General features: G+C 71.3%; 6 protein-coding genes. 1 reads left to right on the top strand and 5 read right to left on the bottom strand.

Annotated elements, in window-relative coordinates; translation table 11 throughout:
- Positions 1–13 precede the first annotated feature (13 nt).
- From ABZ858_RS34605 to ABZ858_RS34625, 5 genes are all read right to left on the bottom strand, one after another.
- The gene (locus ABZ858_RS34605; RefSeq protein ID WP_361388029.1) at positions 14–991 is read right to left on the bottom strand and encodes a WYL domain-containing protein; all 978 of its coding nucleotides are present in this window, start codon (positions 989–991) and stop codon (positions 14–16) included.
- A gap of 179 nt (positions 992–1,170) precedes the next feature.
- The gene (locus ABZ858_RS34610) at positions 1,171–1,542 is read right to left on the bottom strand and encodes an FKBP-type peptidyl-prolyl cis-trans isomerase (protein WP_361388032.1); all 372 of its coding nucleotides are present in this window, start codon (positions 1,540–1,542) and stop codon (positions 1,171–1,173) included.
- Positions 1,543–1,634: 92 nt separating this feature from the next.
- Complete coding sequence (locus tag ABZ858_RS34615) at positions 1,635–2,636, bottom strand: FKBP-type peptidyl-prolyl cis-trans isomerase (RefSeq protein WP_361388035.1); 1,002 nt, start codon at positions 2,634–2,636, stop codon at positions 1,635–1,637.
- A 142-nt stretch (positions 2,637–2,778) separates the two neighbouring features.
- Complete coding sequence (pafA, locus tag ABZ858_RS34620; protein ID WP_062672158.1) at positions 2,779–4,140, bottom strand: Pup--protein ligase; 1,362 nt, start codon at positions 4,138–4,140, stop codon at positions 2,779–2,781.
- 9 nt (positions 4,141–4,149) lie between these two features.
- Positions 4,150–5,418: an MFS transporter gene (locus tag ABZ858_RS34625; RefSeq protein WP_361388039.1), complete on the bottom strand. Its 1,269-nt coding sequence runs from the start codon at positions 5,416–5,418 to the stop codon at positions 4,150–4,152.
- 148 nt (positions 5,419–5,566) lie between these two features.
- Here ABZ858_RS34625 and ABZ858_RS34630 point away from each other — a divergent pair, with 148 nt between their 5' ends.
- The gene (locus ABZ858_RS34630) at positions 5,567–6,583 is read left to right on the top strand and encodes a LacI family DNA-binding transcriptional regulator (protein ID WP_361388042.1); all 1,017 of its coding nucleotides are present in this window, start codon (positions 5,567–5,569) and stop codon (positions 6,581–6,583) included.
- The last annotated feature ends 118 nt before the right edge of the window (positions 6,584–6,701 follow it).

Below are 6,701 nucleotides of genomic sequence, written 5' to 3' on the forward strand. Positions count from 1 at the left end.
CGCTCGCTCCCCCTCAGCCCTTGGCCACGGCACGCAGCCGGTCCACCACGTCCGCGCGCAGCTCCGCCGGTTCCAGGACCACCACGTCCGGCCCGAACTCCACCAGCCAGGCGTCCAGCCCGTGCCCGTACGGAATCTCCAGCTCGTCCCAGCCCGCGCCGCCCTCGCGCACGGCGGTGGCCTTCGCCCGCAGCGGGTAGCCCGCGCCCGGGCGCAGCCTGATCCGCGCCGAGCGGTCGGCGATCTCGCCCGCCCAGCTCGCCACCGTCTCCCGGACGGTGACGACGTCGGGCACCGGCGCGGTGAAGGACGCGGCGCGCGAGCGGACCTTGCCGGTGATCCGCGACAGCCGGAACACCCGTTCGGCGCCGCGGTCGCGGTCGAAGCCGGCCAGGTACCAGTGGCCGCGCCAGCACTCCAGGGCCCAGGGCTCCACAGTGCGGGTCTCGGGGCGGGCGGCGCTGGCCTTGCGGTAGTCGAAGACGACCGGGCGGCGGTCGCGGCAGGCCAGCATCAGCGGCTCGAAGGCGGCCTCGTGCACCGGGATGCGCGGCTCCAGGGCGCTGTGCGCCTCGTACGGGTCGACGTCCTCGGGCAGCCCGGCCGCGCGCAGCTTCTGCAGGGCGCCGCTGGCGGCGCCGGCCAGCCGGGCCTGCTGCCAGACCTTGGCGGCCAGCCCGAGGGCGGCGGCCTCCTCGGCGTCCAGGGTGATGGGCGGCAGCCGGTTGCTGTCACGGCGGGCCAGATAGCCGACCTCGCCGTCCAGGCTCTCCACGGTCTCGATGACCAGACCCAGTTCCCGCAGGTCGTCCTTGTCCCGCTCGAACATCCGGTTGAAGGAGTCGTCGGAGCCCGTCGTGCCCTTCTCCGGTCCGAAGGCCTCCACGTACGCCTCGATGGACTCGCGCAGCTCGCGCTTGCTGAGCGGCCGCCGTGTCCCGAGCAGACACAGCGCCAGGTTCATCAGCCGCTCGGCCTTGGCAATGGCCATCGACGCCGTTCACCTTCCTCGGGGTGCTTACTGCCGATGACCGTACCGCTCCGCGGCACGGTGGCAAAAGCCGAGGGTCCACGCCCGGACAGGCGTGGACCCCAGGTGATCGCGTCCCGCGGAACTCCGTCCCGCGACGACCGGAGCGCGGGTGAGCCGATCACGTGCGACTCGGGTGATCAGACCCCGATCAGGTCGCAGACGAAGATCAGCGTCTCGCCCGGCTTGATCCGGCCACCGGCGCCACGGTCGCCGTAGGCCAGGTGCGGCGGGATGATCAGCTGGCGGCGGCCGCCGACCTTCATGCCCTGCACACCCTGGTCCCAGCCGGCGATGACCTGGCCGACGCCGAGCTGGAACTTCAGCGGCGTACCGCGGTTGTAGGAGGCGTCGAACTCCTCACCGGTGGAGAAGGCCACGCCCACGTAGTGGACGGCGACGGTGTCGCCTGCCTTGGCCTCGGGCCCGTCACCCTCCCAGATGTCCTTGATCTCAAGGTCCGCCGGGGGCTCGCCGCCGGGGAAGTCGATCTCGGGCTTCTCGATGCTCACGTCACTGGCTCCTGCTCGTGTACGACTTGAGAACGCGGACAGTCTTTCATCCCCGCAGGTCCGGCGCCCGCCCCGGGCAAACGCGGCGTGGGCTACATCGCCGCGAGGATGTCCACCGAGAACACCATGACGGAGTCCTTCTTGACGCCGCTGTCCGGCGGCGGGTTGTCGCCGTAGCCCAGCGACGGCGGGATGACGATCACGATCCGGCTGCCCACCTTCTTGCCGGTCATCCCCTGCGCCCAGCCCTTGACGACCTGCTGGAGGGAGAACGACGTCAGCGACTTGCGGCTGTATGTCGAGTCGAACTCCTTGCCGCCGTCCCACAGCACGCCCTTGTACTGGACGAGCACGGTCTGGTCCGCCTTCACCTCCGGGCCGTCGCCCTCGATGACATAGCCGGACACCAGCTTGGTGGGGGCCGCCGTCCTGGGCACGTCGATCGAGGGCGCCTTGCCGTCGGTGTTGGTGCCCACCTTGGGCAGCGCGGCGTCGGTCTGCGGCACGTCCTTGCCCTTGGCCGAGCTGGACGCGTTGAAGACCTGTCGCACATCGACGACGAAGACCAGCGTGTCGGTGCCCTTGATGCCGGCCTGCGCGTTGCCCTGGTCGCCGTACCCCCAGGTCGGCGGCACCGAGAACTCCACCCGGCTGCCCGCCTTCTTGCCGGTCAGCGCATAACGCCAGCCGTCGATGATCGTGCCCTGGGCGAGCGGCATGACCAGCGACTTCTTGCGGTCGTAGGAGTTGTCGAAGACCTTCGCCGAGTCCCAGATCTGGCCCAGGTATTCCGCCTGGATGTAGTCGTTCTCCACGACCGTGCGCCCGCCGCCCGCGATCACCGTCCTGACCGCGAGGTCCTTCGACGGCGCGCCGCTCCCCTTGGCCACGGTCGGCTTCTCACCGAACTTCGTCCCCGAGGTGATCGCCGGCAGCGGACCGGAGACGATCTTCGGCGGCGGCGGGGCCGACGAGCCGGACGGCGAGGGCGACGCGCTGTCGCCGCCGCTGCCCGACCCGGACTTGTCGCTGCCGCAGGCGGACAGGGTGACCAGGCCCGCGGGAACGGAGAGGAGAAGAGAACGTCGGCGCACGGTGGGGGCCTCGTAATCGATCGGCTTGTTGATGAACGTGCGCGCAACTCTACGGCGTGACAAGGGCGCCGTACGGGAAACGTACGGCGCCCGTGTGGCGTCCCGTCCTGGTGTGCGGAACGCGCCCGTCACCTCACCGGTATCACATTCCGGCGATCAGCTTCTCCACCCGGTCGTCCACCGAACGGAAGGGGTCCTTGCACAACACCGTGCGCTGTGCCTGGTCATTGAGCTTGAGATGCACCCAGTCGACGGTGAAGTCCCGGCGCTGCTCCTGCGCCCGCCGGATGAAGTCGCCGCGCAGCCGCGCCCGAGTGGTCTGCGGCGGGACCGACTTGCCCTCGAAGATCTTCAAGTCGTTGCAGATCCGGGTGGCCTGGCCCTTCTTCTCCAGCAGGTAGTACAGCCCGCGGCGACGGTGGATGTCGTGGTACGCGAGGTCTATCTGGGCGACCCGCGGATGCGACATCGTCATGTTGTGCTTGGCCCGGTACCGCTCGATGAGCTTGTACTTCATCACCCAGTCGATCTCGGTGCCGATCCGGTCGAGGTCCTCGGCCTCGATCGCGTCCAGCGTGCGGCCCCACAGCTCCAGGACCTGCTCGACCGTGCCGGTGCGGATGCCGCGGCGCTCGCAGAAGTCCACGGCCTTCTCGTAGTACTCGCGCTGCACCTCCAGCGCGGAGGCCTCCCGGCCGCTGGCCAGGCGCACCTTGCGGCGGCCCGTGATGTCGTGGCTGACCTCGCGGATCGCCCGGATCGGGTTCTCCAGGGTGAGGTCGCGCATCACCGTGCCCGCCTCGATCATGCGCAGCACGAGGTCGGTGGCGCCGACCTTGAGGAGCATCGTCGTCTCGGACATGTTCGAGTCGCCCACGATGACGTGCAGCCGGCGGTAGCGCTCGGCGTCGGCGTGCGGCTCGTCGCGGGTGTTGATGATCGGCCGGGAGCGGGTCGTCGCCGAGGAGACGCCCTCCCAGATGTGCTCGGCGCGCTGGCTCACGCAGTACACGGCGCCGCGCGGTGTCTGCAGCACCTTGCCCGCGCCGCACAGCAGCTGCCTCGTGACCAGGAACGGGATGAGGATGTCCGCGAGCCGGGAGAACTCCCCGTGCCGTGCCACCAGATAGTTCTCGTGGCAGCCGTAGGAGTTGCCCGCCGAATCCGTGTTGTTCTTGAAGAGGTAGACGTCGCCCGCGATTCCCTCCTCGTGCAGGCGTCGTTCCGCGTCCACCAGGAGTCCCTCGAGAATGCGCTCGCCGGCCTTGTCGTGGGTGACCAGTTCGGTCACATTGTCGCATTCGGGTGTGGCGTATTCCGGATGCGAACCCACGTCGAGATAGAGCCGGGCGCCGTTTCGCAGAAACACATTGCTGCTGCGGCCCCATGACACGACACGGCGGAAGAGGTATCGCGCCACCTCGTCAGGCGACAGGCGGCGCTGTCCCCTGAACGTGCACGTGACGCCGTACTCGTTCTCCAGCCCGAAAATGCGGCGGTCCATGACTGAACATTACGCCCGATCCCCCGAGCTGAAACGGGGTTCGACGGCACGATTTGGATCATTTTCCGATGAAGCCGCAACGACCGCCTCTCCGGCGGGAGCTGCGAGGACCCGCCCGGTGGCCAGCAGCACCAGCAGGGACACGGCCCCCGCGACCGACGGCACCGCGAAACCCCACAGCGCGCCACCCGCCTGGACCACCGGCCCCGCGACCCCCGTTCCCACCGAGGCGCCCACCGTGAACGTCGTCACCAGCCAGGAGAACGCCTCCGTCACCGTCCCGGCCGGCGCGTGCCGGTCCACGATGATGAACGCGCAGGCGATGCACGGCGCCAGGAACACCCCGGAGAGCACCGACAGCAGCACCATCGCCACTGCGCCCGGCATCAGCGCCAGCGGCAGGTAACACACCGCCAGAAGCGCCACCAGCACCCGCAGTCGCCGCTCGGGCGCACCGGCCCACTGCCACGCCCCGTAGACCGCGCCGCCGGCCAGCGCGCCCAGCCCCAGCCCGGCCATCAGCCAGCCGTACACCGCGTCCCCGCCGTGCTCGTCCGCGTACGGCACCGCCGCCACCGTGATCGAGCCCAGCGCGATGCCCACGAACAGGAACGCACCCAGCAGGACCAGCAGCCCCGGCGAGCGCAGGGCGCCGAGCCAGTGCGCCTCCCGCGGCGCGGACCGCCAGGCCCGCGAGGGCGGCGAGAGCACCACCGACAGCGCGCCCAGCACCCCGAGGACGTTCAGCACGACCAGCGCGGCCTGCGCCGACCACAGCGACACGCACAGGGTCACCAGCAACGGCCCCACCGTGAACATGACTTCCTGCGCCACCGCATCCATGGCGTACGCCGTGTGCACCTGGCCCTCGCCGCGCAGCACGGCGGGCCACAGGGCCCGCAGGCCGCCCTCCAGGGGTGGGGTGAAGAGCCCGGCCGCCGCCACCGCCGTCCAGGCGAGCACGGGCGGTTCGGTGCCGGTCAGGGCGAAGGCGGTCATCGCCAGGGCCGCCGCCAGCGCGGCGGGCAGCTGGATGCGGGGCTGCCCGTACAGGTCGACCAGCCGTCCCAGCAGGGGCTGGCCGACCGCGTTGGCCACGCCGTACGCCGCCGCCAGCGCGCCCGCCAGGCTGTACGTGCCGCCCTCGGCGCGCACGAACAGCACGATCGCGATCGCCGCGGTGGCGTTCGGCAGCCTGCCCACCAGGGTGCCGGTCAGCAGCCGGGCGGCGTGCCGCGTTCTGAGGATGTCCAGGTATCCCGCGAATCCCGCGGCCATCACGCGCCCTCCAGCGAGCCAGGTGTTACGTATAACTTCTCCCGTCATACGTACCATGTGCGCTGTTCACCAGTCCAGACGACGGCCGTGCGCCGCGCGGCCGCAGGGTCCGCGGACACGGCGCCGGCAGCAGAGGAGCAGCCCCGCGGTGGCACGAGGAAGCACGCGCCCGACCAGCCGTGACGTCGCCCAGGCGGCCGGGGTCTCGCAGGCCGCCGTCTCCCTGGTCCTCGGCGACAAATGGCGCGGCCGGGTCGCGGAGGCCACCGCGCAGCGGGTCCGGCGGGCCGCCGAGGACCTCGGCTACCGGCCCAATCTCGCCGCCCGCAATCTGCGCCTGGGCCACACCCGGACCGTGCTGCTCGTCGTGCCCGCGCTCACCACCGAGTTCTTCGCCGGCGTCTACACCGGCGCCGCCCGCGTCGCCGCCGAGCACGGCTTCGGCGTCGTCCTCTACCCCTCCCCCGAGGGGATCGGCCCGGCGAGGAACCCCTTCGCCTCCGCCCAGGCCGCCCTGGACGGCGTGATCGCCTCCTCCATGGCCGCCGACGCGCTGACGGCCATCCGCGGCGACCAGCTGCCCCTGGTCATGCTGGACAGCGACCCCGAGGGCAGCCTCGGGGCCGCCACGGTCAACCTGGACATCGCCGACGGCGCCCGCCAGGTCGCCGACCACCTGCTCGGCCTCGGCCACCGGCGCTTCCTGCACCTGGCGGCGGACGTCGCCTCCTGGACCTTCGAGGTACGGGCCCGGGAACTGGCCGCGCGCGTGGCCGCCGTGCCGGGCGCCCAGGTGCGCACCGCCCGCGCGCCCATCTCCATCGAGGACGCCCGTGCCGCCACCGAGGCCGCGCTCGACGCCCCCGGCCCCCGGCCCACCGCACTGGTCTGCGACGACGACAAACTCGCCGCCGGCGCCTACAAGGCACTGCGCCGGCTCGGCCTGCGCGTACCCGACGACATCTCCGTCACCGGCCTCGACGACCTGGCCCTGGCCACCGCCATCGACCCCGAGCTGACCACCGTGCGCCTGGACGCGGAGCTGTTCGGCGCACGCGGTATGCACGCCCTGCTGGCCGTCCTGGAGGGCCGCACGCCCGACGGCGGCGACATCCCCGTGGAACTGGTCGTCCGGGGCTCCACGGCCCCGCCACCGGCCTCCTGAGACGCCGGTGCCCCGGCCGTGGCGGGCGGGTTCTACTGATCCCCGCAACACCCTGGACTTCAGGGGGTTGCGGGGATCGTGGATTTTGAGGTGCTGAAGGCGAGGTTCTTCGAGGCGC

The sequence above is a fragment of the Streptomyces sp. NPDC047017 genome, assembly GCF_040644175.1.
Lineage (GTDB): Bacteria > Actinomycetota > Actinomycetes > Streptomycetales > Streptomycetaceae > Streptomyces.

Bases quoted from the DNA above. Each gene is read 5' to 3' on its own strand.
- ABZ858_RS34605 (WP_361388029.1), bottom strand. From the start codon at position 991: ATGGCCATTGCCAAGGCCGAGCGGCTGATGAACCTGGCGCTGTGTCTG.
- pafA (WP_062672158.1), bottom strand. From the start codon at position 4,140: ATGGACCGCCGCATTTTCGGGCTGGAGAACGAGTACGGCGTCACGTGC.
- ABZ858_RS34625 (WP_361388039.1), bottom strand. From the start codon at position 5,418: ATGGCCGCGGGATTCGCGGGATACCTGGACATCCTCAGAACGCGGCAC.